21 protein-coding genes and 3 pseudogenes are annotated in these 23,068 nt (G+C 68.6%); 14 read left to right on the top strand and 10 right to left on the bottom strand.

What is annotated here, in order from left to right; genetic code table 11:
- The first annotated feature begins 96 nt into the window (after window positions 1-96).
- Window positions 97-1,080, top strand: a complete 984-nt coding sequence (locus tag ACX28W_RS22040) for a BtrH N-terminal domain-containing protein (RefSeq protein ID WP_459000747.1) — start codon at window positions 97-99, stop codon at window positions 1,078-1,080.
- Between the two features lie 69 nt (window positions 1,081-1,149).
- Here ACX28W_RS22040 and ACX28W_RS22035 read toward each other — a convergent pair.
- Window positions 1,150-1,753 (bottom strand): annotated as a pseudogene (locus tag ACX28W_RS22035) (IS5 family transposase).
- 331 nt (window positions 1,754-2,084) lie between these two features.
- On the opposite strand from ACX28W_RS22035, the gene ACX28W_RS22030 reads away from it, so the two are divergent.
- Entirely contained in the window at window positions 2,085-2,402 is a 318-nt protein-coding gene (locus ACX28W_RS22030) for a hypothetical protein (protein WP_459000745.1), read from the top strand.
- 312 nt (window positions 2,403-2,714) lie between these two features.
- Here ACX28W_RS22030 and ACX28W_RS22025 read toward each other — a convergent pair whose 3' ends face one another.
- Window positions 2,715-2,960 carry a hypothetical protein gene (locus tag ACX28W_RS22025; protein WP_459000743.1) on the bottom strand — a complete coding sequence of 82 codons (246 nt, stop codon included), beginning with the start codon at window positions 2,958-2,960 and terminating at the stop codon, window positions 2,715-2,717.
- A gap of 519 nt (window positions 2,961-3,479) precedes the next feature.
- On the opposite strand from ACX28W_RS22025, the gene ACX28W_RS22020 reads away from it, so the two are divergent.
- From ACX28W_RS22020 to ACX28W_RS22010, 3 genes are all read left to right on the top strand, one after another.
- Window positions 3,480-4,718, top strand: coding sequence for a ParA family protein (locus tag ACX28W_RS22020; protein WP_459000741.1), 1,239 nt, complete (start codon window positions 3,480-3,482; stop codon window positions 4,716-4,718).
- The gene (locus ACX28W_RS22015; RefSeq protein WP_459000739.1) at window positions 4,715-5,773 is read left to right on the top strand and encodes a ParB/RepB/Spo0J family partition protein; all 1,059 of its coding nucleotides are present in this window, start codon (window positions 4,715-4,717) and stop codon (window positions 5,771-5,773) included. Before ACX28W_RS22020 ends, ACX28W_RS22015 begins: the two co-directional genes overlap by 4 nt.
- Before the next feature lie 331 nt (window positions 5,774-6,104).
- Complete coding sequence (locus ACX28W_RS22010) at window positions 6,105-6,380, top strand: hypothetical protein (protein WP_459000737.1); 276 nt, start codon at window positions 6,105-6,107, stop codon at window positions 6,378-6,380.
- A gap of 434 nt (window positions 6,381-6,814) precedes the next feature.
- Here ACX28W_RS22010 and ACX28W_RS22005 read toward each other — a convergent pair whose 3' ends face one another.
- Complete coding sequence (locus ACX28W_RS22005) at window positions 6,815-7,636, bottom strand: NAD(P)H-binding protein (protein ID WP_459000736.1); 822 nt, start codon at window positions 7,634-7,636, stop codon at window positions 6,815-6,817.
- A gap of 87 nt (window positions 7,637-7,723) precedes the next feature.
- Between ACX28W_RS22005 and ACX28W_RS22000 the strand changes: the two genes are divergently transcribed.
- The gene (locus tag ACX28W_RS22000) at window positions 7,724-8,146 is read left to right on the top strand and encodes a winged helix-turn-helix transcriptional regulator (protein WP_459000735.1); all 423 of its coding nucleotides are present in this window, start codon (window positions 7,724-7,726) and stop codon (window positions 8,144-8,146) included.
- 141 nt (window positions 8,147-8,287) lie between these two features.
- Here ACX28W_RS22000 and ACX28W_RS21995 read toward each other — a convergent pair.
- From ACX28W_RS21995 to ACX28W_RS21985, 3 genes and pseudogenes are all read right to left on the bottom strand, one after another.
- A pseudogene (locus ACX28W_RS21995) lies at window positions 8,288-8,536 on the bottom strand (NIPSNAP family protein); the annotation flags it as partial.
- A 724-nt stretch (window positions 8,537-9,260) separates the two neighbouring features.
- Window positions 9,261-9,506, bottom strand: coding sequence for a type II toxin-antitoxin system RelE family toxin (locus ACX28W_RS21990; RefSeq protein ID WP_459000733.1), 246 nt, complete (start codon window positions 9,504-9,506; stop codon window positions 9,261-9,263).
- A complete protein-coding gene (locus tag ACX28W_RS21985; protein WP_459000731.1) occupies window positions 9,503-9,763 on the bottom strand; it encodes a type II toxin-antitoxin system Phd/YefM family antitoxin in 261 nt (86 codons plus the stop codon). The genes ACX28W_RS21990 and ACX28W_RS21985 overlap by 4 nt, the downstream gene beginning before the upstream one ends.
- Window positions 9,764-9,885: 122 nt before the next feature.
- On the opposite strand from ACX28W_RS21985, the gene tap reads away from it, so the two are divergent.
- The 5 genes from tap (at window position 9,886) to ACX28W_RS21960 (ending at window position 16,338) form a co-directional block, all read left to right on the top strand.
- Complete coding sequence (gene tap, locus ACX28W_RS21980) at window positions 9,886-12,138, top strand: telomere-associated protein Tap (RefSeq protein WP_459000729.1); 2,253 nt, start codon at window positions 9,886-9,888, stop codon at window positions 12,136-12,138.
- A 6-nt stretch (window positions 12,139-12,144) separates the two neighbouring features.
- Window positions 12,145-12,702, top strand: coding sequence for a telomere-protecting terminal protein Tpg (gene tpg / locus ACX28W_RS21975; RefSeq protein WP_459000727.1), 558 nt, complete (start codon window positions 12,145-12,147; stop codon window positions 12,700-12,702).
- Window positions 12,703-13,328: 626 nt separating this feature from the next.
- Window positions 13,329-14,441, top strand: a complete 1,113-nt coding sequence (locus ACX28W_RS21970) for a bifunctional DNA primase/polymerase (RefSeq protein ID WP_459000725.1) — start codon at window positions 13,329-13,331, stop codon at window positions 14,439-14,441.
- Window positions 14,438-15,952 carry a DNA primase family protein gene (locus tag ACX28W_RS21965; RefSeq protein ID WP_459000724.1) on the top strand — a complete coding sequence of 505 codons (1,515 nt, stop codon included), beginning with the start codon at window positions 14,438-14,440 and terminating at the stop codon, window positions 15,950-15,952. The genes ACX28W_RS21970 and ACX28W_RS21965 overlap by 4 nt, the downstream gene beginning before the upstream one ends.
- Window positions 15,949-16,338: a DUF6009 family protein gene (locus tag ACX28W_RS21960; RefSeq protein ID WP_459000723.1), complete on the top strand. Its 390-nt coding sequence runs from the start codon at window positions 15,949-15,951 to the stop codon at window positions 16,336-16,338. The genes ACX28W_RS21965 and ACX28W_RS21960 overlap by 4 nt, the downstream gene beginning before the upstream one ends.
- A gap of 94 nt (window positions 16,339-16,432) precedes the next feature.
- On the opposite strand, the gene ACX28W_RS21955 is transcribed toward ACX28W_RS21960, so the two are convergent.
- Entirely contained in the window at window positions 16,433-17,347 is a 915-nt protein-coding gene (locus ACX28W_RS21955) for a ScbA/BarX family gamma-butyrolactone biosynthesis protein (protein WP_459000721.1), read from the bottom strand.
- Window positions 17,348-17,719: 372 nt separating this feature from the next.
- Between ACX28W_RS21955 and ACX28W_RS21950 the strand changes: the two genes are divergently transcribed.
- The gene (locus tag ACX28W_RS21950) at window positions 17,720-18,997 is read left to right on the top strand and encodes a cytochrome P450 family protein (protein WP_459000720.1); all 1,278 of its coding nucleotides are present in this window, start codon (window positions 17,720-17,722) and stop codon (window positions 18,995-18,997) included.
- Here the strand turns inward: ACX28W_RS21950 and ACX28W_RS21945 are convergent.
- Window positions 18,994-19,493 (bottom strand): annotated as a pseudogene (locus ACX28W_RS21945) (integrase core domain-containing protein); the annotation flags it as partial. The gene ACX28W_RS21950 and the pseudogene ACX28W_RS21945 overlap by 4 nt on opposite strands.
- A gap of 11 nt (window positions 19,494-19,504) precedes the next feature.
- Window positions 19,505-20,524 (bottom strand): NAD-dependent epimerase/dehydratase family protein, encoded by a 1,020-nt coding sequence (locus ACX28W_RS21940; protein ID WP_459000718.1) that lies wholly within the window; start codon window positions 20,522-20,524, stop codon window positions 19,505-19,507.
- Window positions 20,525-20,686: 162 nt separating this feature from the next.
- Here ACX28W_RS21940 and ACX28W_RS21935 point away from each other — a divergent pair, with 162 nt between their 5' ends.
- Window positions 20,687-21,367, top strand: a complete 681-nt coding sequence (locus tag ACX28W_RS21935) for a ScbR family autoregulator-binding transcription factor (protein WP_459000716.1) — start codon at window positions 20,687-20,689, stop codon at window positions 21,365-21,367.
- 127 nt (window positions 21,368-21,494) lie between these two features.
- On the opposite strand, the gene ACX28W_RS21930 is transcribed toward ACX28W_RS21935, so the two are convergent.
- Complete coding sequence (locus ACX28W_RS21930) at window positions 21,495-22,484, bottom strand: ScbA/BarX family gamma-butyrolactone biosynthesis protein (RefSeq protein ID WP_459000715.1); 990 nt, start codon at window positions 22,482-22,484, stop codon at window positions 21,495-21,497.
- A 331-nt stretch (window positions 22,485-22,815) separates the two neighbouring features.
- Between ACX28W_RS21930 and ACX28W_RS21925 the strand changes: the two genes are divergently transcribed.
- Window positions 22,816-23,010 carry an acyl-CoA carboxylase epsilon subunit gene (locus ACX28W_RS21925; RefSeq protein ID WP_459000713.1) on the top strand — a complete coding sequence of 65 codons (195 nt, stop codon included), beginning with the start codon at window positions 22,816-22,818 and terminating at the stop codon, window positions 23,008-23,010.
- Window positions 23,011-23,068: the final 58 nt, after the last annotated feature.

Here is a 23,068-nt window from a genome sequence, read left to right as displayed (position 1 = left end):
CGGACCAGGGCCTGTCCGGCGATCATGCCTGGGACGCGGTGGTCTGGCACGCCCATCTGCAGCGTTGTCGTCAGGTGAGGGAGGAGAATGAGCGGCATGACCATGGTGAAGGACATCGATGTCCGCGGCATGCAGCACTGCGAGACGACGGCGCTGGGCGTGCTGCTGCGGCATGAGGGACTCGACTTGTCCGAGCCCATGCTGTTCGGGCTTGGCTCCGGGCTGTCCTTCATCTACTGGGACAGCAAAGCCATGGGTTTTCCCTTCCTGGGAGGCCGGGTCAAGCCGTTCGAGCTCACCAGGAACCTGGCCGCCGTACTCGGGCTTGAGCTGCTGGTCGGGGAGACCACCTCCCCGCGCAAGGCATGGCAGAACGTGGCGGCACCCATCGACGCCGGTCGGCCGGTCGGCCTTCAGCTCGACAGCTACCACCTGGACTACTTCAGCACCAAGGTGCACTTCGGCGGGCACGTCGTGGCCATGTACGGCTACGGCGAACAGGACGCCTACCTGGTGGACACCGACCCGCAGGGCGGAGCCGTCACCACCAGCCTCGCCGGCCTGGCCAGGGCCAGGGCCGAGCGCGGCCCCATGACCGCCAAGCACCGCTCCTTCACCATCACAGCGCCCAGCAGCCTGACGTCACCACAGGACCGGATCATCCCCGCGATCAAGACCTGCGCCGACGCCTTCCTGAACCCGCCCATCGCGAACCTGGGCCACCGGGGCATAGAGAAGACCGCCAAGCAAGTGCCGAAGTGGCTGCAGCGCAGCGACAATCCGCGGGAGGACCTGCCACGGGCCGCCGTCCTCATGGAGAGGGCCGGCACCGGCGGCGCCCTGTTCCGCAATCTCTACCGGGACTTCCTCGCCGAGTGTGCCCACCTGATCGACAGCAGCCACCTGCGCACTGGCCACAGGCTGTATACCGAGGCCGCCACCCTCTGGACACAGGTGGCCGCACTCGTCGCGACAGCAGGCGAATCCGGCGACGCGAAGAACCTCATACAGGCCGGCTTCATCCTCCACGAACTCTCGCGCATCGAACGCGATGCGATGCAGGCACTCAGCCTGCTCTAGGGCCTGTCCGGCGGGTCATGTGCGGAGCCAGAGTCGGATCGAGGCGACGGTGACGGTGCCGTGGAAGATCTAGGCGCGTTTGTCGAACCTCGTGGCCACGGCCCGGAAGTTCTCGAGGGCGTTGATCGTCCGCTCAACTTCGTTCCTCCTCTGAAGCTGGCGGGCAGGCCGCCCTTGCTGCCGCGGGCTTGCCGGTTGGCCCGCTGGTTCTTCGGTTCGGGGATGGTGTGCTTGACCTGGCGTAGGTCAGGCCGCCCCGGGAGCGTCCGAGTCCCTCGTCGGGGCGGTGCTGCCGGGGCGTGCGTCTTTTCCCGGCACCTGCGGCGGTCTCCTGCGGGCCCCGGCTGCGTGCTGGTGGGCCCTGCCGGAGGTCGAATCGACGCTCACCATCGACCAGTCGATGCGGCCTTCCGCGTCGGCGTCGGCCAGCACGGCCGCGAAGAGCCTTTCCCAAGTGCCGTCCGCCGACCAGCGTCTGTGGCGTTCGTACACGGTCTTCCGCGGGACCGAAACGCGCAGGCAGGGCCCGCCACGGCACCCCGGTCCGGTTCCGGAACAGGATCCCGTTGATGATCCTGCGGTGGCTGGCCCAACGGCCACCACGCTGCCCGGACTTCGGCAGATGCGGCTTCAGCCGGGCCCACTCTTCGTTTGCGAGATCTCCCCGCCCCATGACCATGCCAACGAACCGAGACTGAGACGGTCACAAGATCCGCCAGACAGGCCTAGCAAGTCGAGCCGCGCGCAGGTTCGCGCCGCGATAGCCACCCGGAACCGTCCGGCTGTGGCACGCGGGCCACAGGGTGGAGCTATTACGGCGTAATAGCCCCGCTGCTGACGGGACGTCGGTACCTCTCCAACCCGCTCGACTTGTGACTCCGTGTACCTGGCCAGGCCTCGCTCATGCTGGCCACGTTCGGGTGAAAGTCTCGCCTGTTTGGCCAGCGGCTCGGTATCCGTCCTACGTTCGGACGTGTCCGTACGTTGCGGTGCCGGGGGTGGGCATGGCGGATCCGGCTGTTGCGGTGGTCCCGGAGGGCGGGGCCGATCGGTCTGATCTGGAGTACGTCGACGGTGTGGGCCGGATGGTCCGCTCAGCTCTGATGCAGTGCTGGCATATCCCGTTCGAGGACTGCCGACCGTCCCGGTCCTTCCCGGTCTACCGAGGTCAGAAGAACTTCACGGGCTGGTGGTGGACCGCGACGACAGGCCCGCACGTGGGCTACGAATCGTGGCTGGAACAGGCGGTGCTGATCGGGCTCGACTTCGACCCTGATGTGGTGGGCATCGCCCATCGAGTCGCTCCTGGCCTTGCAGCGTAGGAGCCGGCAGTGCAGCATCAGACGGTCGCGCTCCAGCCACGACTCATATCCCACGTGACCGCCGCAGGTCGCCGACCAGTACCAGCCGCACCAGTTGTCCTGACCTCGGAAAGCCGGGAACCGGCGCTCGGGCCGTACCGACTCGAATGGGACTCACCAGAGACGCCCCAAAAGACCCCCGCTCACGGACCCCGGTCGCGCTGACGTACTCCAGCTCGATGTCCTCTGCCTGTACCTCGCGCACATACATCCGGGCCTCAGGTACGACTCCGACCAGCCACTGCGCCCGTAGAAGCACCGTGAACGCCGTACTCACACAAGACCGGAACTCTTGTTTTCGGCCCCAGGGTCTGACGCGTGTGCACCAGGGTCGCCCTCACCGTCGAGCAACATCACCATCGCTCGCTCGGTGTTCGTCACGACACCAAGACATCGCCCCGTTGAGCTGGTCAGCCACGACTCAAGTTTCCCGTCGGCGATCCTCCTGCCGAGCTCTTCAACGGCCTCCTCAGCTATCACCGGCAGAGCGCCCTCGCTGAAAGCCCACGTCTCGATCATGAGCACGACGTTCTCACGGAGGGGCAGTTGGTGGGATGCGATGCCGAGTCGTCGTGCCGCTTCGGTGGGCAATCGGGGTGGTCGCGCCGGTGCGTCGAGGCGGACAGACCGGTGAGCACGACGACTTCGGGGTAGGTGACCAGCTCGGTCCGTGAGTCGGACGGACGGTGGGGGCGAAGCCCACGACCTGAGGTTCGAAGTCCATCAGGATCGCGTGTCGCGCTCCAGCCAGGACTCGAACCCGACATGCCGCCCTCACTCAGAAACAGTGAGATTCATCCAAGCTCAGCGAGACGGGACAACTCTCCAGAACGTGCCTACACATGACCGGGACCCAGCCGCACATGCCTACAGAAGAGCGGGACTGCCTACACACCGCAGAGACAGGACAGCAGCGAGGCCCGAGGGGGAGGTTATTACGACGTAATAGGGGAGCGACGGGGCCGAGGGACACATCAAGTGGGTCTACCTAACGTGTCGATGATGCTAACGATCACGCGCGTTAGTAAGGTGTCCTCCATGACCTCGCCAGCCACCTCCAGCGACCGCGAGAAGGTCGTCTCCAAACTGCCGGGATGGCTCCGGCAGGACCTCAAAATCAGAGCCGCCCAGCGCGGCATCGAGATCCAGGCCGCCGTCGAACAGGGCATCAGAGACTGGTGCAGCCTGGCATCAGCTCCCGTCAACCTCGACACTGCGGGCGCCGACTCGTTCTCCACCTTCCTTCCCGAAGGCCAGTGGGAGGAGTTCCGCGGCGTCGTTGCCGACCGCCGTCTCTCCCTCATCCAAGGCCTCGCCCAGTCCGTGAAGTTGTGGCTGGACTCCAACCCAGCCCCGGACATCGAACGACCCGTGATCACCCGGCGCATCATCGTCTGCAACCAGAAAGGCGGTGTCGGCAAGACCGCCATCACCGCAGGCACCGGCGAAGCCCTGGCCGAAGACCCCGGCACCCTCCACCGGGTCCGCATCGCCAAGCAACTCGCCGCCGCCGCGGGCGACGACGCCGACAGCCCCCTTGAGGTGGAAGATCTGCCAGGGCTCGGGCTGCGCGTACTGCTCGTCGACTTCGACCCGCAGTGCCACCTCACCAACCAACTGGGCGGCGAGCCGCTGCCGATGAACGGCGACAGCCTCACCAACCACATGGCAGGCGACCCCAAGGGCGAACTCCGCGACCTCATCATCTCCATCGATGACGAGAACTTCGGCGGCCGCCTCCACCTCCTGCCCGCCTGCAACGACGCGTTCCTGCTCGACGTACGCCTGTCCGCGGTGCGCGCCCGAGAGGCCGCCCTCGAGCGGGCCCTTGCCCCGCTCGAAGCCGACTACGACGTCATCCTGATCGACTGCCCGCCCAGCCTCGGCCTCAGCATGGACGCCGCCGCCTACTACGGCCGCCGCCGCGACGGCGAGAGGCCCGGCCAGTCCGGCGCCCTCATCGTCGTACAGGCCGAGGACAGCTCGGCGGACGCCTACGAACTCCTCACCAACCAGATCGACGACCTGCGCAGCGACCTGCAGATCGCCATCGACTACCTCGGCATCGTCGTCAACCTCTACGACGGCCGCCGCGGCTACATCGCCACCTCTTCCCTCCAGGGCTGGGTCGACATAAAGGATCCACGCGTCGTCGGCCTCATCGGAGACCTCAAGGAACAGAAAGAGGCCGTCCGCATGAAACAGCCCCTGCTGTCCTACGCCCCCAAGTCACAACAGGCAGTCGGCATGCGCGCACTCGCCCGGGAGATCTCATGAGCAAGGCCGACCAACTCGGAGCCGGGCGCTTCGGCTCAGGAACCAGGCCGGTCAGCGCTCGACGTGCCGCGATCGGTGCCGCCACTGGCGTGCCCACCGAGTGCGTCGCCCCGCCCGCGCGGCTTCCCGCTCACCGCATCAGCCCCAACCCGGACAACCCGCGTACCAGTCTCGGAGACCTGACCGAACTCGCGGGAAGCCTCAAGGAGCACGGCCAGAAGCAGGCCATCACGGTCATGAACCGTGATGCCTACGTCACAGCCAACCCGGAGCGCGAGGCAGAGCTGGAACCCGACACGACGCACGTCGTCGTCGACGGCAGCAGCCGCCTGGCGGCTGCACGGGAGGCAGGCCTCACCGACCTCTACGTGATGGTCGACGACGGCCAAGGCGGCGACGGCGACGCGATCCTGGAGTCAGCACTCGTCGCGAACATCCACCGCCAGAACTTGGAACCGCTCGACGAGGCCCGCGCTCTGCAACGACTGCTTGTCATCCACGGCACGCAGACCCAGTTGGCCAAGCGCCTCCACAAATCCCAGGGATGGGTGTCGCAGCGCCTCGCGCTGCTCAATCTGACGCCCGAACTGAAGGAGCGAATCGAGCAGGAGCCCATCGAGCTCCTGCGTGCCGTAGCCAACAAGCCAGCCGAGAAGCAACAGACGGTCCTGGACGAACTGAAGGAACAGCAGGCTCAGGAAGCGAAGGAGAAGACGGAGCGGAAAAGGAAGAAGCGGGAGCAGGCGAAGAAGCCGGCCGGACCCGCCCCAAGTCCATCCGGCAGCGCCCGCACTGATGCCGAGTCCTCAGAAACCGAAACGGTCGACATTCCCTCTGAGACCGTCCCAGAGCCCCGTAAGAACGGCGCGGACTCCGATGAGCACGGTGACTCGGAGACGCACAACCTTCCCCGCCTGCCGTACGACGACGGCGTGTTCCTCGCTCACCACCTGATCCGCAAAATGAACCCCGCCGAGTTCGAGAAGATGATGACGCTACTGAACAAGCACCATGCCCAGTTGACCGCATCCAATGGCGCCGGCACGGCGCTCTGACCGGGTGAGACTGCCGAGTCCCCTGCCTCAATGCGGCAGGGGACTCGCACCCACTTCAGGCGCAGCTGCCGATCGATCACGCACCCCAGCTATTACGGCGTAATAGCGGTCCATGTTGAAGAGCGGCGCGGACAGCGACATGTCCACGCGCCGGCTCGTCTCCGTGACTATGCCGGGTGGGGCACGCTGGTGCAGGGCGCGGCGAGCGGGGGAGGGCCAGGCGTGGACGCAGGACACGGTGACTGGTGTCACCGGAGGGCGGAGTACGCCGTCGACAGGGCCAACCCCGACGGTTCTGAGTTCGAAGCGAGAGCGCGGGAGCTGGCGGTGGATGTGCTGGTGCTTCGACATCGAGGTGGCCCTCGACTTCGACGCGGACGGCGTCGCCGTGGAGGCCGTCCCCGGCCGGAGTACGGCGGTGCGGGTGGCCTGGCAGCAGGACCCCGCTGCCGAGACACAGATGCCTTCCGAGCGATGGAGCGCCCGGCAGGCCGCCATGAATCAGGCCCTGCGTACCATCCTCAGCGTCCAGGATTTCTGGATCGAAGACGGTCCTCTCGGAGCCCCGCCGATCGTCGTGGGGACGGCTCGCGTGCCTCCTTCTTGAGAGCAACATCCCCCGGTGTTGGACGTTGCGCAGCATGTGCACGGTCCGGGCCGTGGCGGTTGTACCGGGGGGAGCGCTCGCGTTCGACCGCCTCGAGCGTCGGCACGCGAAGGCACGCCCCGACCAATCGCTGACGCCCGTCCGACGGGACGCCGACATGAGGGGGGCAACGAAGTCTCCCGCTCTGCGGGACGGACCTTGTTGGCACTTTTCTGCAGGTTAAAGGCGGTGTCTCATGACCGGGTGCTGAGTATCGCGACGCTCCACGCTGGTTCCGGCTGGCGCTACTTTCCCTGTCAAGTCTGAGTGTTCAGGTTGAGGGCCCTGCGGCTGGTGGCCTCTGGCGCCTTGTCAAAGCGTCAGCCTTGCGCAACTGAGTCCTCCCGAGACGTCCGGGAGAACTCAGGTTGTTGCTGAGCGCGTGTCGCCCGCCGCTAAACGCTCGCTTCCGATCTCGTGGCGGACGCGGCTGCGACGGCCGTAGCCAGTGGATCGCGGGCTGGACGGCCAAGGAGGTCCGCGAGGTCGGGGGCGGTGCCGTCCAGGAAGCCGTGTCTGATACCAGTGGCGATCGAGGCGAGCATGGGCGGCTGGAACGGCAACAGCCCCGGCGTCTCGTCGAGGAGCCTGCGCCGGTACTCGCCCAGGCTGATGGTCCGATGCGGGACCCCGAGTCGGGCGGCCACCTGCTCCCCCGTGATCGGCGTGCCGACGAGGTCGTAGACGCGCCTACTGTGCCGTGTCGGATTCGCCGCGACGATCGCCGCGGCATCGGCGAGATCCTCTCGCGCGACCGCGGCCAGGGCGCCATCGCCGAACGCGGACTCCACACCGTTGTCGGCCCACATCAGGAGGCCGCCGAAGAGTTCCGCGTAGAGGCCGTTGCGCAGGATCGTCCACGGCAATCCGCTTGTCCGAACAAGGCGTTCGGTCGCACGGTGCGCGAGCGCGAATCCGAGATGGTCGCCGGCACCGGTCAGGCTCGTGTAGACGACGTGGTGGACGCCATCGCGGACGGCGGCGTCCAGGACCGTCGCGTGCCGCCCGACGACCTGGTCGTCCTCGGCATAACCGGCGGAGATCAGCACCAGGGTCGACACACCGGCGAGATCGAGGCCCACATGGTCGTCGAAGTCGACACGCCGCATCCCCTCGCCCGGCGTGCGGCTGCCGCCCGTCGCGACGGCGCCGCGGCGCCGCAGCGCCGCAACAGTGGCCGAGCCGAGGTTCCCGTTCGCTCCGGTCACCAAGATCATGTCAATCGCAGTCTTTCGTCGTGGTTCTCATCGGTAACTACGCTTGATCCTTGACCGCACGCCCACGGGCTACAAGAAGGCAGTTTGATGTCACTCACGCACACCGGGGTAACCGCCACCCCCGCGGACCTCGACCCCTGCGGACGCGAGGACCACCCCGACTGCGGCATCCGCGACGTACTGGACCGCATCGGGGACAAGTGGTCGGTGCTCGTGATCGTCGAACTCGCGGGCGGAACGCGCCGGTTCCGCGAACTGCAGCGCGCCATCGACGGCATCTCGCAGCGCATGCTCACTCTCACAGTGCGCAGGCTCGAACGCGACGGCCTCGTGCTGCGCACCGTGTACCCGACCGTCCCGGCCCAGGTCGACTACCGCCTGACCGAGACCGGGACCGGCCTGACCCACTTGGTCAAGGCACTCGCCGACTGGTCCCTTGCCCACCGTGCCGTCATCGCCGAGGCACGGCACGCGTACGACCGGACCCACCCCGACCACGACATCCGCTAACGAGAACCTGACGGCGCCGCTGCTCGCGCCAGGCGCACTCGTCGCCGTCCCAGGCAGCGTCCTTCGGCTTTGGCGGTGGGGCGGTGACTCGATCAGGGAACTCCTTGGCCAGCCCCATATACCCGGCGTCGACCTGGGCCTTCACCGCGGGGCGGAGGCGGAACTGCTCGGCGATACCCTCACTGCGGACTGCCGTTTACGAGCCAGTTCGAAGGCATCCTGGCACTCTGGGTCGGTCATGCTGTCCGTGCGGTACTGCTCGTACGCGGCGAGACTGGGAAAGGAGAAGAGGGCGTAGGCGATGTCGCTGTCGCCCTCACTCGGCAGGAAGTAGCCGTGGTGCGTTCCGCCGAAACGGTTGACGAGCCCGACCCAGCGGCGGCCGTATTCGACCGTGGATGACGCACTGCAGGCGGTGCGTGATGCGCGCGACGCGGAGGCTTGGGCTCTGGAGCGGCTCGGCGAGGCGCTGCGTGCGGAGCACGCCGCTGGCGCCGGGAAGCGCGAGCTCGGCCGGCGGGCCGACGGGGTGATGTCGTTGCCCTTGGTGCGGCGCGCCCTGGCCGGGGGTGGTGAACGCGTTGACCACTCTCATGGCGCAGGCACGGGACGGCCAGCAAAGGGCAGGGGGCCTCGACTCGAACGCGACTTCCAACGTCGGGCCTGTTCGAGGGCTTCGGGGCCTCGAAGATCAATTTTTCGCGGAGTCCGCCGAAACCGGCCTCCAGAACGGCACCTTGCACGCCCGAACTCGGAGTTGCCGGTATGGCGCGATCCCGGAGCGGCTCGCAGGCCGCCCTGGCGGCGCTCAGCCGTTTTGGATCTTCGGAGAGCGCTGTCATCAGCACTTCGGGCCTGCGGGGATCTCCGTACCGAGCACGGGCCTCGCACATGGCGGTGGAGCGTGGCGAGTCTGCCCCGGCGCGTGCCTGGCCTCGGTGGCGTGGCTCCGGGCTACGGCGATGCGAAGGGTTGGGCGCCGATGGCGGTATGACGTCCGCGTCCTTCACCGCAACCCCTTGAGCTCGCCCGTACGACCGTCACATCCGTCACTGCCACACACACGCTGAACCAGCCGGGGGAACTCCGGGCCCGGTCAGCGCACCCAATCTGCTCAGCGCACGCGTCCGAGGTGGATCACGCTGACGCGGACCTGCTGGTCGCTGATCTCGTACATCACGCGGTAGATCCCGACGTGGATGCGCAGCACGTCGGCGCTGCCGAACGCGCCGTCGGGCCGGGGGTCGTCGGCGAGGCGGTCGACGGCGGTGAACACCTGGCGCACCCCGTCCGGGTCGTCTTTGGCGAGGCGCTCCGCCTGGGCGAGGGCCTCGGGCTCCCAGATGACCTCGTAGCTCACGCCTCAGCTCCGCCGAACACGCGGCGGTACGCCTCGTCATGCGGGACGCCGGCGTCATCGCCCCGGGCCTGCCGCGCACGGTAGGCGGCCAGGGCCCGCATCTCCTGCAGTTCGAGGGCGTCAGCAGGGCTGACCAGTATCGCGATGGTCTGCCCGTGGTCGGTGATGGCGACCGGCTCACGGGTGGCGCTGACCTCGCGCGCGATGGCGCCCAGGCGGGCGCGGGCTTCCACGATCGAGTAAGTCGTCTCCGTCATGCACACCACCGTACAGAAGTGTGCACCTTCTGGCCGTCGAACATGTTTCGTACGCTATCCGTACGGTAGCCGTACGCGATCCGTACGGCTCGTGAGGTAGAGTGTCGGTCGGGAGGTGTTCCATGTCCGAGTTGTTCGATGCGGTCGACGCGCTGGTCGCGTCCCGCTCTCCACTGCCGTCGGCAGAGGAGCGCAAGCGGCTGCGCATCGCGCACGGCCTGACGCTGGACGAAGTGGCCGCCGCGCTGAAGGTGCGCAGGGCCACGGTGTCCGGCTGGGAGTCCAGTAAGACCCGGACCGAGCCGCGGGGCCCGGAGCGCGAGGCGTACGCGCGGCTGCTGGAGAAGCTCGCGGAGCTCTACCCCGCGACCGCTGCGGCAGAGGAGGCGGCTGCCCCGGCTGCAGTGCCGGACACGTTCACCGGCACGCCCACCCCGGCTCCGGAAGCGCGGACTGTATCCACAGGCAAAACATCCGAGGCTGCGGCCATGACGGTTTCCGAGAACACCCAGTCCCGCCCCACCGCCAACTCCGCAGCTCCGCCTGCCGCGTCGCGTCCGGCGCGCACCGCCAGGCCGTCGTCGACGTCACGCCGCCCGGCCGCGGGGAAGGCCGCCCCTGCGAACACCCCGGTCGGCGCCGACCCGCGCTTCGCCAACGGCCCGCTCGCGGTCGTCGACGTCGACGCCGACGGCCAGGTCCTCGCGTACTGCGTCGGCGGCCTGATCCTGGACGTGCCCGCCAAGTCCATCCCGTCCCTGGTCGACTGGACCCTCAAGGAGGCCAAGCTCGGGCAGCCGAAGCTGTCCGGACCGGGCAAGGACGCCGACCCGCTGCTCGTGCTCACCGAGGCCGCGCTGGAGCGCTACGGCCTGCCCGTCGCACTCACCGACGAAGAGCGGCTCGCCGGGCGGATCCCGGAAGGCCACAAGGTCATCAAGCAGTTGGTACGCGCGGACTGGAAGCTGACAAAGCGCGGGTTCGGGCCGTGGGCGCGGATCTACCGCCCCGCGCACGGTTCGGAGCGGGCCTGCGTCCAGCTGTGCATCCCGTCGTGGCACGCGCTCGACACCCGCCACTGGGCTGATGCCGGGCAGCTTCCGCCGGCGGAACTCGCCCGGCTCCTGGGCGTGTTCGCGTCCCGGGTGATGACGCCGCGCGGCTCCACGGCCGTGACCGGCCTGGAGCTGATGACCGCCTTCCACCCGCCGACCCGCGCCTCCGAGGCCGACGCCGACGGCAAGCGGCACTCCGAGCACAACCCCGGCTCGCTGGGGAAAGACCCGGTGGACTGCGCGCCGTGCGAGGCGCCCGACGGGCACCCGCTGCTCAAGGACCTGCAGCGCTTCCACGTCCGCGGCCCGGCGGAGAAGCTGTTCGAGGAGGCGTACGACTGGGCGCGCCCGCTCACCGACGCCGAATGCACCAAGCGGCACCTGGTGGGCATCGACGTGAACATGGCCTTCGCCGCCGGAGGCAACGGGCTGATCGTCGGCCTGGGCGAGCCGACGCAGGTCAAGCAGCCGGTGTTCGACCCGAAGCTGCCCGGCTCCTGGCTGGTCGACCTGTCCCACGTCGACCTGTCCCGGGTGAAGGTCGCCAAGGACAAGTGGGTGGAGCTGGACGGCAGTCTGCTGCCGAGTCCGTTCACGCCGAAGGGCGAGCGCCCGGAGGGCCCGGCCTGGTACGCGACGCCCACCGTGGCGTACGCGGTGGAGCTCGGCTACGACGTGCGCCCGATCGAGGCCTGGGTGCGCTACGACAACGGCCGCTACCTGGACGCCTGGTACAACCGGCTGCGCGACGCCTACCTCGCCACGATGGCCGACCTCGGAGTCGACGCGGACCTGTCGCCGGCCGACTTCCTGGCGGCGATGGACGGCTACCGGCAGCGTGACCCGGAGCTGGCGATCGTGGTGTCCGCTGTCAAGGCGACGGTCAAGGGCGGCCTGGGCAAGCTGCGCGAGCGGCCCCGGGGCGAGGGCTGGAAGCCCGGCGAGCCGTGGCGGGCCCTGTCCCGGCCCACCTGGCGGCCGGACATCCGCGCGGCGGTCATCTCCCGCACGCGGATCAACCTCCACCGGAAGATCGTCAAGCACGTGGCGTTCACCGGGCAGTACCCGGTGGCCATCCTCTCCGACTGTGTCGTGTACGCGGTCGACGGCACCTCGCCGCTGGACTTCCTGCCGTACCGGGACGGCAAGCCGCTGCCGGGCGGCTTCAAGCTCGGGGTGAACCCGGGCCTGGTGAAGTGGGAGGGCACCCAGAGCGTGCTGTGGGGCGAGGGAGTCCGCGAGCAGTTCAACGCCCCGGAGCTCAACCTCGCCCGATATATCAAGGACGGCACCGTCACCGACGTCGACAGCGGGGAGTAGCAGGCGATGAGCATGTTCGGGAACGGCCTGGACAAGGCGGTGCAGAAGGCGTTCACCCGCCCGGCGCCCAAGAGCGCGGGCGCGCAGATGCGGTACCTGGTCAAGCAGCTCAAGGGCACCAGAGCCGTCGCCCAGCTCCTGCGCGTGTCCCAGCGCACCGTCGAGCGGTACGTGAAGGACCAGATCAAAAAGCCGCGCGCTGACCTCGCCGCACGCCTGGAGCGCGAGGTGAAGGCCCGGTGGCAGCCGCAGATCCGCGCCAAGGCCCGGCAGAAGGCGGCGACCACCGGCGGCATCATCATCGACACCCGCGCCCGCATCGGCTACACCGCGCCGATCGGCTCCACTGACGAGGACCGGCTCCGTCACCTGACGGTCGCGCTGCCGCCGCAGTACGCCGCCCGTCTCTTCGACGCCCAGGAGCAGGGCGCCAGCGACCAGCGTCTGCAGGAGATCGCAGCCGAAGGGCTCAAGGAGGTGTACTTCCAGGACAGCGGCCGCCGCGCCGGCCAGTTGGAGGAGGTCCGCTTCACCGACATCGACCACCTCGACTTCGACCTGTAGACCTTATGTACCTCACGTCCATGAGGTGCGCTTCCCAGGTCACAGTTCTTGCGCCCGCCACCAAGGCCATGGGCAGCCCGGCCCAAGCATGGCTGGAGAGTCGCTTGAGTCACTGTCCAGTAGCGCTCAGGACGGCCAGGGAAGATCCGCTGGAGAGTCGCTTGAGTAGCTGGCGTGGATCCGGGCGTGGGTGCTTTCGCGGATCGCGCGGCCTGCGGCAGCGACTGAGGAACAGCGACGGGACGCGCGGTCGGTCGCTCTTGACTGTCCTGACAAAACCACAGGTCAGAGTTGGTGCTCAAGGCCAGACAGCGACTGAAGCGACCCAACGTACGGATATATGGGGGAGTGGGATGTGCTCTGTATAGGCGCCTGCGAGTCATATATGGGGACCTTGAGTCGCTTCAGTCGCTTCCTGGCTCCGCTTAGGGCCTCTGACCTGCTTCTACGCTGAGTGCTTGAAGAAGCGACGCAAGCAACCCCGGTCGCTGGGCCGCTCTCTGAGTCGCTCGCATCCCTGCTGACGTGTTCTGACTCAGTTCCTGCAGGTGCCTCCTTCTGCCACCTCCGTTTCGCTAGTCTGTTCCAGTCGTTCAGTCGCTTGGGTCGCTAAATGGGGGATGCGCATGGCTTCTGAGCTGCCTTTCTTATGCGGCGACTCACGAGAATCGGGTGCCCGGCCGTCAGGCATCCCTCGTTCACTGGCGACCGCCCGATGGTGCGCCGGTCGGGGCTGGCCGGTTCATCCCCTTGCCCCGGGCCGCAAGACGCCGGCAGGCAACTGTGCGTCCTGCCGGGAATCCGGGCACACCTACGTGGCATGCGGCTGCCCCGCCGCGGGCCGCTGGTGCCATGGATTCCGTGCCGCCACGCTGGACTCGACCAGGATCGAGCAGTGGTGGGGTGCCTACCCGGGCCTCGGTGTGGGAGTCGCCTGCGGCCCTGCAGGGCTGGTGATCATCGACGTCGACGCCCACGAGAGGCAGCTGCCCGACCGGGACCGGTTGCTGCCCGGCATCAGGATTGCTGACGGAGTCGACCTGACCGGACTTGCCGATGGGTTCCACACGATCGGTCTGCTGGCCGCCCTGCGGGGCGCCACCAGTCCCGCCGACGACGAGACGACCCTGCGCGTACGCACCCCGTCCGGGGGCCTTCACGTGTGGTACCGGGCCCCTCATGGGCACCAGTGGCAATGTTCCACCGGGTCGAGCGGCAGCCGTGCGCTGGCCTGGCAGGTCGACGTACGAGCATGCGGTGGGTACATCGTCGCCCCGGGCACGCTGACCGAGGCCGGGGTGTACGAGCCCGTGGGTGCCGTACGTGAGCCCGCTCCGCTGCCGGCCTGGCTCGCCCGAGAGCTGGAGCGCACCGGCCACCTGCCGCCCGCGCACGTGCCCGCGCCCCGGCCGGTGCCGCCCCGCGCCCGGCAGGCCGTCATCGCCGCGGGAGGCGGCCGTGGCGCCGTGAGCCGGGCCCTGGCCACGCTGCTCGCCGAAGTGGCCGACTGCGCCGCCGTACCCGAAGGCGCGGCGTTCTCCGAGAAGCTGAACCGTGCCGCCTACACTGCCGGGGGCCTCGTGGCCGCCGGGCACCTGTCGGCGGACGAGGCGGAACGGGTCCTGACGGAGGCGGCCGAGCACGCCCGTCCCGGGCAGGAGCGGCGCTACGGGGCCATCATCCGCAGCGGCCTGGGCGCCGGCCGGCTGCGTCCGCTGTCCCTGGGAGGCCGAACATGACCTCCGGACACGACGGCACCCTCTTCGACGCCCAGGCGGTCGCCGTGCAGATCCTCGCTCAGCCCGCTGTGCCGGAGCCCCGGCAGGCCGGCGAGAACGTCCTCGCCACACGCGGAAACGGGGAGGCAACCGCCGACGGACTGCTGCCCGACACGCTCAGCGACCGCGGCAACGCCAAACTGTTCGTCAAGCTGTACTCCAACGACTACCGGCATGTTCCCGGCCTCGGCTGGTTCCGCTGGGACAGCACCCGCTGGCAGGTCGACGAGGACGACACCGTGATGTGGGCCGCCGGCGATCTGGCGGAATCCCTCGCGAGCACCGACCCGCACGGTGTGTTCACGCCCGCCGCGCTCCAGCAGCACCGCCGCCGCGCGCTCAGCACCAGCGGCATGAACGCGATGCTCACCCAGGCCAGGTCCGCTCCGGGCATGGTGCTCAACGCGGCCCGGCTGGACGCCGACCCGTACGCGCTGTGCACCCCGGCCGGAATCGTCGACCTGCGCACCGGACTGATCCGTACGCCGGACCCGAACAAGGACTTCCACTCCCGCTCCACCACCGCGGCCCCGCAGCCGATGCCCACCCCACGCTGGGACCGGTTCCTCACCGACACCTTCGGTGACGGACCCGAAGGCGCGGAGATGATCGACTTCCTGCATCTGCTGCTGGGCTACTCCATCACCGGGGATGTCGGCGGACAGGTCATGCCGTTCCTGTTCGGCTCCGGCCGCAACGGCAAGTCGGTGCTGCTGGACGTGCTGATGAAACTCGTCGGTGACTACGCCGACGCCGCCCCGCCCGGTTTCCTGATGGCCCGCCCGTACGAAGGTCACCCCACCGACCTGGCCGAACTGCACGGCCGCCGCGTCATCGTCTGCAGCGAGGTCAAGCCGGGCGACCGGTTCGACGAGGCCAGGGTCAAGCTGCTGACCGGCGGCGACCGCATCAAGGCGCGCCGGATGCGTCAGGACTTCTTCAGCTTCGAACCCACCCACAAGCTGTGGCTGTTGGGCAATCACCGGCCCGAAGTCGGCACCGGTGGGTTCGCGTTCTGGCGGCGCATGCGCCTGATCCCGTTCGAGCGTGTCGTTCCCGACGACCGCAAGATCGACAATCTCGCGGACATCCTCGTCACCGAAGAGGGTCCCGGCATCCTCAACTGGCTGATTCTGGGCGCCCGTCGCTACCTCAGCGGCGAGAAGGACCTCACCGGGCCCGAACGCGTCCGGATCGCCACCACGGCGTACGCGGAGACCGAGGACCATACCGGGCGTTTCCTCGGCGAGTCCTGCCGACTGGATCCGGACCTGAGGGCGGAACAAGCGCATCTCTACGCGGCCTACAAGGTGTGGTGCCAGAATGAGGGGGCCCCGGCGGTCTCTTCGCGGGCCTTCGCCGCGCGGGTCCGAGAAGTGGTGGGACTGGCGTCGCCCAAGGGGATGATCCTGTCCAACCAGCGGAAGTACTACCCGGGCATCGGACTGGTCGCCGACGAGGAGGCAGCATGAGTGCCCTCATCGCAGAGGATGAGATCGTCAACGAGGCCGACTTCGTCTGGCTCGAGGACGTCAGCGGACTCGACTACGTACGCCAGAGCCTGGACCGGCTGCCGACCCGCCGAGGCAAGCCCGCCTACCACCGCGACGGCCGCATGGTCGGCTACGCGCTGCTGGGGCCCGAGGCCAAGCCGTCCCGCTCCTCGGGTACGTTCCGCCGCCGGGTGTTCTGGCTGCTGCCGCATGACCGCGACAGCGACCCCAAGGGCCTCTACGCGACCGGTGCGCCCGCCGAGGCCGTGGATCCGCGTACCCTGGCGCCGGGCAGCAAGGGGCGTAAGACGGAGCGTTCCGAGGGCGGGCCGCTGTCGTCGGAGGTGGCGCAGTTGCTGCCCTAGCGGGCGGGGTGCCGCGGGCCGTCACGACGTGACAGCCCGCGGGTACGGCGATCCCGGCCCTGGGAGATTTCCGCGCGGCCTGACCGGCACGCGCTCAGTTCGGCGTGCCCGAGACGGTCGCTGTGAAGACGATGTGGTCCTGCTGCACGCCGGTGATCCGTACGCTCGGACCGCCGGTGGATTCCGAGGGCAGGGGCGTCGCCTTGATCCACACCGGCGAGGCGAACTCCGCGTACTGCTGGAATTGCGCGTGCACCGACGACGGGGCGAGACCCTTCGGGCCGCCGAGCGCGGTGGCGGCCTGCCAGGCGGCCTCCAGCAGGACCATGCCGGGGTAGTGGTCGCCGGAGTGCTCGAAGAGGATCGCGTGCCGCGGATCGGGGTCGAGGAGCCAGCGGTCGGCCCGGTCGGTGGCGGCGAGCACCACGTCGGCAGGTGTGGCCTTGCCGACGGCGGCCGCAGACAGCGTGTCCTGGGGCTGTGTCCGGGCGTACAGCTTGGCCGTCGTGGCGGTGCCGCGCAGGCGGCGGTAGGTTCCGTTCGAAATGCAGGTGAAGCGGCCGCCGCCGACGGCGCACGACCGGCCGCCACGCTCGATGGTGATGGCCATCCGGAACTCCGCGAGCCGTTTGCCCCTGCGGACCACATCGGTGCAGGTTGCCGTCAGGGACAGCTCGCTGGGGCCCCGTCCGATCACCATGTTCTTGGCGAACGTGGTCAGATACAGCTCCGACAGCAGGAACTGGTGGCCCAGAGGTACGTCGAATTCGGCGTGCGCAAGGAAGAGCCCCGTCTGGCGAATGGTTTCAGCTGCCTGCAGGGCGTCATGGCGTCTGCCGTCCGCGCTGGTGAAAAACGAGTGCATGCGCGGCCACTCGCCGGTGAGGGCGAACCGGTCGTCGTCGAGCTTCTCGCAGCCGGTCAGGAAGACCTCCGCGTGGCATACCCGGTGCACGTACTCCCGGGGGACCGTGGTCGTCAGCCGCGGCATGGCCTGTAAGTCTGTCACGAGCGGTGCACCCGGCTCTCGTGACGAGGTGACGAGAGCTGTCGTACGGGTCGTCAGAGCAGTCACGCGCGCTCTCCGCCTCTCTCCATAGATGTCGAGCAGACTGGGAAGGGGTGGCTCAGGCCAAATAAGATACGGACTAACCGGTTTTGTTTTCAACCCCCATTTGACATACTGAGGGCGGAGCATGCGCGGCTCGGCCCCGACGTAAGCGGTGGCAGGCCTTCCGCCAAGGAAGGGTGACCCGGGTGCGGGACCGCTGGGTTGGGATGGGGGCGCTGTTCGCTGTTCCCTTGAACATACCGCGTATACGGTTTTATTGTTCGCGCGGGCCCGGACTCACTGGAGCCCGCCTCACCGACCGGAGGGTCAATGCCTCGTCAGCAGCAGTGCCCGTACACCTTCGACCCGTCGGGGCGGGACATCCATGGTGAGGCCGCCCGGCTGCGGGAGCAGGGCCCCGTCGCCCGGGTGACCCTGCCGGGGGGTGTCGACGCGTGGGCAGTGACCGGTCATCAGGAGGTCAAGGCCCTGCTGACCGACCCCCGGATCTCCAAGGACGCCTACCGGCACTGGCCCGCGTGGATCGACGGAGAGATCGCGCAGACATGGCCGCTGGCGATCTGGGTATCGGTGCAGAACATGGTCACCGCCTACGGGGACGACCACACACGCCTGCGCAAGCTCGTCGCCGCCGCGTTCACCGCCCGCAGGGTTGCCCAGCTGCGGCCGCGCGTCGAACAGATCACCCAGGACCTGCTCGACCGGCTCGCCCAGTTGCCACCGGACCAACCGGTGGACCTGCGGCAGGAGTTCGCCCACCTCCTGCCCACGCAGGTGCTTGCCGAGCTGTTCGGCATCCCCGAGGAGCACCGCGCGATGCTGCGCCACATCATCGAAGGCTTCTTCCACACCTCCGCCTCGCTGGAGGAGGCCCGGCAGAACGGCGTCAATCTGTATCTGACGATGAACGACCTGCTCGCCCTCAAACGCGACACCCCCGGCGAGGACCTGACCAGTGCGCTGATCGCCGTACGGGACGAGGACGGCACCCGGCTGACGGAGAAGGAGCTCGTCGACAACCTGATCCTGCTGTACACGGCGGGCTACGAGACCACCGTGAACCTGCTCGACAACGCGGTCGCCCTGCTGCTGACCCACCCCGGGCAGCTCGCGCTCGTCCGGTCCGGGCAGGCGAGTTGGGAGGACGCCGTCGAGGAGACCCTGCGGGTGGACGCCCCCGGCGCGAACGGGATCCTGCGCTACGCGGTGGAGGACGTGGAGGCCGGCGGGGTGGTGATCCCCAAGGGCGACCCGCTGGTCATCTCCTACGTCGCCGCAGGGCGCGACCCTGCTGTGCACGGAGAGCAGGCCAACCTGTTCGACGTCACCCGGGACAGCCGCCGTAACCACCTCTCCTTCGGCCACGGTCCGCACTTCTGCCTCGGTGCCCCGCTGGCACGGCTGGAGGCGACGCTCGCACTGAGCGGCCTGTTCACACGGTTCCCCGCGCTGAAACTCGCCGTGCCCGCGCAGAGCCTGCGCCCGCTGGAGTCGTTCATCTCCAACGGGCACCGTGAACTGCCCGTACTGCTCGGACCGTCTGCCGCGGCAGGGGAGCGGCCGGAGGCCACAGCGCTCGCGCACTAGGTGTATTGACTCGCGGGGTTGTTCACGCGGGTGATGGGTGGCTGGCCGCCGAGTGCGGTGTGGCAGCGGTGGTGGTTGTAGGCGTGGAGGAAGTCTGCCAGGGCTGCGGTGCGTTCGGTGTTGCTGGTGCAGGGCCGCTGGTAGGCCCATTCGTCGAGGAGGGTGCGGTTGAAGCGTTCGACCTTGCCGTTGGTCTGCGGCCGGTAGATACGGGTGAGCTCGCCGGCGGCGCCGAGGTCGGCAAGCGCCTGCCGCCAGGCGAAGCTTTTGCCTTCTCGTCCGGGTGGATCTCGCTGTAGGCCAGCCGGCTGTGGTCGTCGACGGCGGAGTGGACGTAGTCGAGCCCGTCCCGCTGCGGGTGGCCCGGCCCGCCTGGCGTCCCGGGCCGGTCGCGTTCGTAGCGGCGGATCACCTGCCCGGGGGGCCGGTCCAGGAAGGCCAGCCGGTTCAGGGCGTGCCGACTCAGGATCCGGTGCACGGTCGAGGCGGGCAGACCCTGCAGGACGGTCAGGGCGAAGCCATCGGGACCTCCGCCGTGATCGAACGTGTTTCCCTCACTGTCTCCTGAGGCGCTCTCGCCCACCGTGATCTCGACTCGCAACGGTTGCCAGCGGTCTCGCGCAGCAGCGGGCCGTACCACGCCAGGTGGGCGGCGAGGCCGTCGGCGGGGGCCGGGCCCGGATCGCAGCCCAGCTCCCGCCACACACGATCGCTGCTGAACCAGTGGTCCGTGCCGAGCATCCCGAGGTGGTGCAGGGCCGGGGGGAAGCCGTCGGCCAGCTCCCTGGCCCGCCTCAGCGGCAGCAACTCACGCTCCGGCAGGTCGAGTTGCTCCATCACCAGGTCGATCAGGGCCGAAGTGGGCACCGGACGGGGGTGGTTGACGTGGATGACTGCCGACAGGTCGTGTTCCTGGAGGGCGGCCGTGACGGCGACTTCGGCCAGTACGCCGACGTCGACGGCGGAGTGCACCGACGGGCACGCCACGCCCGCGCCCAGGAACCGTATGAGCCCGGCCAGTCCGGGGATCACCCACCGGTCGCCCGTGCCGTAGACGAGGTGCGGACGCAGTACCGTGCCGCCGGCGGCCAGCACATGCCGCTCGGCGGCGGCACGGGTGCGGCTGGTGGCGGACGCGGGGGCCTGCACCAGGTCGGCGGGCTCGGCCTCGCGGAAGGGGCCGCGTCCGTACACTGCGGCGGTGCTGACATGCACGATGCGGCGCACCCTGTGGCGCAGCGCCTCGTCGACCAGCGCCCGGGTGCCCAGGTCGTTGACCGTGCGCAGGCTCTGCTCGTCTCCGCCCACCAGGGACGCGCAGTGCACGACGGCGTCGATCCCCTCGCACAGGCCCTTCAGCGACGCGGGGTTCGTGAGGTCCGCGCACACGGCCTCGACACCCCCGACGGGAGCCTCCGGGCCGCGGTGTATCAGCCGAACCCGCGCAGCCGGTTTTGTAAGGGCGGCGCGGACCACATGGCGGCCGATGAAGCCGCCTGCCCCAGTGACCAGCACGTTCTTCAGCATGTGGAAGCTCCTTGAGACGTCGGACAGGGATGAACGCGTAACGAAAATGCGCGAAGTACGGTAGTCGGCGACTTGTGAAAATACGGACTCCCTGGTTTTGTTCTAGGTGGGAGCGGACACCCGACCTAGTGCCGTACCCAGCAACAACCAGGGAGGGCCTTCATGGCGCGGCAGGAGCGTGCGATCCGAACGAGACTGGCGATCGTGACGGCGGCGGCTTCGGTCTTCGACGAGTACGGATACGAGCGCGCCACCATCGGTGAGATCCTGGCCAGAGCCGGCGTGACCAAGGGAGCGCTCTACTTCCACTTCCCGTCCAAGGCGGCCTTGGCGGAGGGCGTGCTCAGTCAGCAGTTCAGCTTGGCCTCGGTGGAGCCGAGCGCCTGCAAGCTGCAGGAGCTCGTGGACACGGGGCTCACGGTGGCCTACCGAATGCGGCGGGATCCGCTGGTGAGCGCCGTGGCGAGGCTGAGCCTGGAGCAGGACGCACGGGCCCAGTTCGGCACCGCGGCCATCACCCAGTGGGTCGACGCGAGCGGCTATCTGCTGGCCGAGGCCAAGAAGCAGGGCGAGCTCCTTCCGCACATCGTGCCGGCCGAGACCGCCTGGCTGTTCTCGGCGGCCTGGACAGGCGTGCAGATCTATTCGCAGATCCTTTCGCAGCGGGAGGACCTCGAGGCACGGGTGGTGTCGCTCTTCGAGCACCTGCTGCCCGGCATCGCGGTTCCGGCCGTCCTGGCGAGCCTCGATATCACCACCGAGCGGGCGATGGAACTCGGCGCCAGGAGCGACGCGCGGGCGCAGGAGGCGCTGGCCGAGGAATCGGTGGCGGCGGCGAGCTGACCGGGCGGGCCACCCCGTCCGCACGGCCACGAGGGCTCCGACGCCGGATCGCGGTCACGGAGCTCTCGTAGTGCGCGCGGGGTGGATTGCACCTCTGCCGCGCCGGGCGGTCGCCCGGCCGGTCCGCTCAGGGAGTGGCCACGGTCACCGTGGAGCGGAACACGAGCTTTCCGTCCTGATGACCCGTCACGAGCACCGATACCACGGCATCCATGCCGGTGCCGGGGATGCGGCACGCCTCGATCACACAGGGACTGGTCAGTTCGGCGTCACGCCTGAACTCACTCGTGATGTCCAGCGGCATGCAGGAGCGCCCGAGCGTCGCGGCCGTGGCCTGACAGGCGGCTTCGAGCAGCATCATGTCCGGCACGTGGTCGATCTGGTGGTCGAAGAACACGGGGTGTCCGGTGTCCACGCGCAGTTGCCACCGGTCCGGCTCCCCCATGGCGGACAGGACGACGTCCATGGGCGAGACGCGTCCGACGGTCTGCGGGGAGACGGGGGCCGTCAGCGCAATGACCTGGGGCCGGCCTTCCCCGGGCAGGTGGTGGGGGCGTGGCCGCTGGTCCGCCAGCGGGGTGACACACGTGAGTGCGCCGCCGCCCGTCGCCGCGAGGTGACCGTCACGGCGGATCTCCACGTTGACGCGGAGCCCTGTCAGGGTGCCGTCGTGCCCCTCCGCCTCCAGGACGGTGACGCGGAGTTCGAGCGTGGCGGGCGTCCAGCCGATGTCGAAGTGCTCGGGACGGGCGCTCACGCTGATGTCCCTCATCAGCAGTTGCTGGTCGAGCGGAACGCCGTACTCGGCGTGAGCCAGCAGGATCCCGGTCTGGCGGATCGTTTCGGCTGCGATGAGCGGGTTGTAGCGACCGTCCATGGCGAAAAAGCTGTGCCCGCGGGGCCACTGGGCGGCCACGGCGAAGCGATGGTCGTCCACACGCTCCCAGTCGGTGAGCATGACCTCGGCGACGCTTGCGCGATGGACGAGTTCCTTCGGAACGGTGGTGGTCAGGGACCGGACGAGCAGGGCACCGGTCCCGGGAAGCGTCGTCGTGTCGCTCCCTGTGCCTGCCGCGCTGGGTATCGCGTGATCGATGCGGAATGTGCTCGCAGACATGTTTCCCCCTGAGCCGCGTTGGCCTGTTGCTGAGGGTGAGCTCCTTCAGCAAGGCGAAGATACATACCACCCGGTTTAATTTCTAGAAGGAATGCGACAGTCCAGCGGGCGATAAATGGAACGATGCATTCCTAAGTGTGGAGATGGTCATCCTGAGCCGGCCGGGTGACTCGGACCCCGAGGGGTCTTCCATGGCGCCGAGTCATGTGGCGGTCGTGTCCATTGGTGCGTGTGAGGCGCGGCATGCCCCGTATCTCAAGCGATCTCAAAGCCGTTCTTGAGCGGCTTGACCGACCGTGTCTCCCAGTCCGAGGCGAAGGGTGCCGGCCGCATGGACAGGGAAGAATCCCTGATCAAAGTGGAGCGAGGCCGGCCCGGCGAGGCGGAACTGGCCGCCGTGGTGGCGGTGTTGCTCGCCCTGCGGACAGGTGCGGAGGAGACGCCCGCGGCTGAAACTCGTTGGTGGCGGAGGCCGGACGTCTACACGGCTCCCAGTAGCTGGCTCGGCGGCACGGGATCCTCGTAGATCTCTACTTAAACCGCCTATGCGGTTTGTTATGATGTCTGTCATGGACCCGGGGTGG

Source organism: Streptomyces sp. SD15 (assembly GCF_054462255.1).
The sequence above is the reverse complement of the archived record's forward strand: the minus strand, read 5'-3'. Positions and strand labels throughout refer to the sequence as shown.

Coding starts and splice junctions, on each gene's coding strand:
- ACX28W_RS22040 (WP_459000747.1), top strand. CDS start 97: ATGACCATGGTGAAGGACATCGATGTCCGCGGCATGCAGCACTGCGAG.
- ACX28W_RS22030 (WP_459000745.1), top strand. CDS start 2,085: ATGGCGGATCCGGCTGTTGCGGTGGTCCCGGAGGGCGGGGCCGATCGG.
- ACX28W_RS22025 (WP_459000743.1), bottom strand. CDS start 2,960: ATGATCGAGACGTGGGCTTTCAGCGAGGGCGCTCTGCCGGTGATAGCT.
- ACX28W_RS22020 (WP_459000741.1), top strand. CDS start 3,480: ATGACCTCGCCAGCCACCTCCAGCGACCGCGAGAAGGTCGTCTCCAAA.
- ACX28W_RS22015 (WP_459000739.1), top strand. CDS start 4,715: ATGAGCAAGGCCGACCAACTCGGAGCCGGGCGCTTCGGCTCAGGAACC.
- ACX28W_RS22010 (WP_459000737.1), top strand. CDS start 6,105: ATGTGCTGGTGCTTCGACATCGAGGTGGCCCTCGACTTCGACGCGGAC.
- ACX28W_RS22005 (WP_459000736.1), bottom strand. CDS start 7,636: ATGATCTTGGTGACCGGAGCGAACGGGAACCTCGGCTCGGCCACTGTT.
- ACX28W_RS22000 (WP_459000735.1), top strand. CDS start 7,724: ATGTCACTCACGCACACCGGGGTAACCGCCACCCCCGCGGACCTCGAC.
- ACX28W_RS21985 (WP_459000731.1), bottom strand. CDS start 9,763: ATGACGGAGACGACTTACTCGATCGTGGAAGCCCGCGCCCGCCTGGGC.
- tap (WP_459000729.1), top strand. CDS start 9,886: ATGTCCGAGTTGTTCGATGCGGTCGACGCGCTGGTCGCGTCCCGCTCT.
- tpg (WP_459000727.1), top strand. CDS start 12,145: ATGAGCATGTTCGGGAACGGCCTGGACAAGGCGGTGCAGAAGGCGTTC.
- ACX28W_RS21970 (WP_459000725.1), top strand. CDS start 13,329: ATGGCTTCTGAGCTGCCTTTCTTATGCGGCGACTCACGAGAATCGGGT.
- ACX28W_RS21965 (WP_459000724.1), top strand. CDS start 14,438: ATGACCTCCGGACACGACGGCACCCTCTTCGACGCCCAGGCGGTCGCC.
- ACX28W_RS21960 (WP_459000723.1), top strand. CDS start 15,949: ATGAGTGCCCTCATCGCAGAGGATGAGATCGTCAACGAGGCCGACTTC.
- ACX28W_RS21950 (WP_459000720.1), top strand. CDS start 17,720: ATGCCTCGTCAGCAGCAGTGCCCGTACACCTTCGACCCGTCGGGGCGG.
- ACX28W_RS21940 (WP_459000718.1), bottom strand. CDS start 20,524: ATGCTGAAGAACGTGCTGGTCACTGGGGCAGGCGGCTTCATCGGCCGC.
- ACX28W_RS21935 (WP_459000716.1), top strand. CDS start 20,687: ATGGCGCGGCAGGAGCGTGCGATCCGAACGAGACTGGCGATCGTGACG.
- ACX28W_RS21930 (WP_459000715.1), bottom strand. CDS start 22,484: ATGTCTGCGAGCACATTCCGCATCGATCACGCGATACCCAGCGCGGCA.
- ACX28W_RS21925 (WP_459000713.1), top strand. CDS start 22,816: ATGGACAGGGAAGAATCCCTGATCAAAGTGGAGCGAGGCCGGCCCGGC.